This is a genomic window from Sphingomonas paucimobilis NBRC 13935, assembly GCF_000739895.2.
Lineage (GTDB): Bacteria > Pseudomonadota > Alphaproteobacteria > Sphingomonadales > Sphingomonadaceae > Sphingomonas > Sphingomonas paucimobilis.
In genome coordinates, this window is the sequence record NZ_BBJS01000053.1 from 1 (window position 1) to 2,458 (window position 2,458).

3 protein-coding genes and 1 tRNA gene are annotated in these 2,458 nt (G+C 66.5%); 2 read left to right on the plus strand and 2 right to left on the minus strand.

The annotated features are described in order from the left end of the window. Positions 1-86: 86 nt before the first annotated feature. Entirely contained in the window at positions 87-1,748 is a 1,662-nt protein-coding gene (gene tig, locus SP6_RS16560; RefSeq protein ID WP_007405126.1) for a trigger factor, read from the minus strand. A 60-nt stretch (positions 1,749-1,808) separates the two neighbouring features. Next, positions 1,809-1,893: transfer RNA gene (locus SP6_RS16565), tRNA-Leu, on the minus strand. A 122-nt stretch (positions 1,894-2,015) separates the two neighbouring features. Here SP6_RS16565 and SP6_RS21285 point away from each other — a divergent pair. Together SP6_RS21285 and SP6_RS16570 are read left to right on the plus strand one after the other, a co-directional pair. Then, complete coding sequence (locus SP6_RS21285) at positions 2,016-2,174, plus strand: hypothetical protein (protein ID WP_007405040.1); 159 nt, start codon at positions 2,016-2,018, stop codon at positions 2,172-2,174. A 5-nt stretch (positions 2,175-2,179) separates the two neighbouring features. Beyond that, positions 2,180-2,425: a hypothetical protein gene (locus tag SP6_RS16570; protein ID WP_007405151.1), complete on the plus strand. Its 246-nt coding sequence runs from the start codon at positions 2,180-2,182 to the stop codon at positions 2,423-2,425. The last annotated feature ends 33 nt before the right edge of the window (positions 2,426-2,458 follow it).

Consider the following 2,458-nt stretch of genomic DNA (forward strand, 5'->3'; position numbering starts at 1 on the left):
GATCGGTGCGCCCGATACAGGAAGGGCGACCGCTTGCGCGACCGCCCTTCCCTTGCATCGTCACGAACCGAAGTCCGCACACCGCCTTATTCGGTCGGCGCGGCCTTCTTTGCACGCGGCTTCTTCGCGGGCGCTTCGGCCGCTTCAGCCTCGCCTTCCGCCGGAGCAGCGGTCTTCTTGGCGCGCGGCTTCTTGGCCGGGGCCTCTTCGGTCGCCTCGGCGGCGTCCGCCTCGCCCTCAGCCGGCGCGGCCTTCTTGGCGCGGGTGGCCTTCTTCGGCGCTTCCTCGGCCGCCGCGTCTTCCGATGCGGCCTCTTCGGTCACGGCCTTCTTGGCCTTCGCCTTGGCGGGCTTCTTCGCGCCATGGTCATGGTCATGGTCGTGATCATGGTTGTGGACGTGCGTGCCGGTCGCGAAGCCGTCTTCGCTCTCGATCGCGGCTTCCAGCTCCTCACGGGTGGTCTCGCGGTCGGTGATCTCAGCCTTGTCGAACAGGAAGTCGACGACCTTGTCCTCATAAAGCGGGGCGCGCAGCTGGGCGGCGGCCATCGGCTCCTGCTGGATATACTGGATGAAGCGCTGGCGATCTTCCGGGCCGTATTGCTGCGCGGCCTGCGCGATCAGGCGGTTCATTTCCTGCGCGGTCACATCGACGCCGTTCGCCTGACCGATTTCCGACAGCAGCAGGCCCAGACGGACGCGGCGCTCGGCGATCTTGCGATAGTCGTCGCGCTCCTTCTCCATCTCGGCCTTGGCGGCCTCGGGGTCTTCCTCATGGGTCGCTTCATGCTCGAGCTGCGCCCAGATCTGCGAGAACTCGGCCTCGACCATCGACGGCGGCACTTCGAAGTCATGGCCGTCGGCCAGCTGGTCGAGCAGCTTGCGCTTCATGTACGTACGGGTCAGGCCGTTATGCTCCTGCTCGATCTGCCCCTTCAGCAGGCCGCGCAGCTGCTCCAGGCTTTCGAGGCCCAGATTCTTGGCCATCTCGTCGTCGACCTTGGCCTCGCCGGCGGTCTTCACCGACTTGATCGTCAGGTCGAAGGTCGCGGGCTGACCGGCCAGTTCCTTGGCGGGATAATCCTCGGGGAAGGTGACCGAAATCTGCTTCTCTTCACCGGCCTTCACGCCGACGAGCTGGTCCTCGAAACCGGGGATCAGGCGACCGCCGCCGATCTCGACGGCCATATCTTCGCCCGAGCCGCCTTCGAAGGCGACGCCGTCCAGGGTCTTGCCGACGAAGTCGACGGTGACCTGGTCGCCCTGCTCGGCGGCCTTGTCGCCCGCATCATCCCAACGCTTCTGCTGGTCGGCGAACTTCTGGAGCTGCTCGTCCACCGCCTCGTCGGCGACCGGCACGGTCAGACGCTCCAGCTTCAGCGCGTCGATCGCGGGGGTCGGGACCTGCGGCAGGACTTCGAGCGTGACGGTCAGCTTGGCGTCCTGGCCTTGCTCATAGCCCTCCGCCAGTTCGACCTGCGGCTGCATGGCGGGGCGCAGCCCCTGCTCGGCGATCAGCGTCTGCACGCCCTCCTGCAGCGCGGTGTTCAGCGCATCCTGCAGCAGCGCCGGGCCGTGCATCTTGCGGACCAGATTCGCGGGCACCTTGCCGGGGCGGAAGCCGGGCATCTTCATCTGCGGAGCGATGCGCTTCAGCTCGGCATCGACCTTGCCCTCGATATCCTGGGCGGTGATGGTGAGCGTGTAGGCGCGCTTCAGCCCCTCGTTCAGCGTCTCGACAGTCTGCATCTAAAGGCCTTCAATCTGGAGAAATTCCGTGTGGCTGTCGCCCCGTTCTTGACCGGGGACTGGTGCGGGCGAAGGGACTCGAACCCCCACATCTTACGATACTGGAACCTAAATCCAGCGCGTCTACCAGTTCCGCCACGCCCGCACGAGGACACCGCCGATGGGCGCGCGTCTATATCACCATGGGCGGCGGGGGCAAGGGACAACAGGCAACATCGGTGGTCCCCACGCGTTTATACCCCTCAATCCCCCAAAAGGAGAGCGAGAATGGCGACCCAGCCCCCGCCCGAAAGCCCGCAGCCGACGCAACCCGCGCAGCCCGATGCGCCCCCGCCCGAAATCGTGCCACCCGGCCCGGACATCGACCAGCCCGCCCCCGGCGTCGGCCCCGGCGATCCCGGCACGCAGCAGCCCTTGCAGATTTGAGGACCATGATGGCGACCAACCCCGAAAACCATCCCGACAGCCCGCCGGTGGAAACGCCGGATACCAACCCGGACAGCCCACCGCGCGAGGATGAGCGTAGCGACATCGAACAAGCGGTCGAGGCGCGCTCGGATGCGGTGAAGCGTGGCGAAGGCGGCGAGGAACCGGTGACCTTCACCAGCAGCGGCGAACATGACGGCGTCGGCGGCACCGGCGGCGTGGTGCGCAACCAGGATCTGGATGCGCAGTAACCCCATTGAACAATCCTCCCCTGTAAGGGGAGG

What these genes read in the sequence shown, in the direction of transcription:
- SP6_RS16570 (WP_007405151.1), top strand. Translation starts at nt 2,180, where the DNA reads ATGATGGCGACCAACCCCGAAAACCATCCCGACAGCCCGCCGGTGGAA.
- tig (WP_007405126.1), bottom strand. Translation starts at nt 1,748, where the DNA reads ATGCAGACTGTCGAGACGCTGAACGAGGGGCTGAAGCGCGCCTACACG.
- SP6_RS21285 (WP_007405040.1), top strand. Translation starts at nt 2,016, where the DNA reads ATGGCGACCCAGCCCCCGCCCGAAAGCCCGCAGCCGACGCAACCCGCG.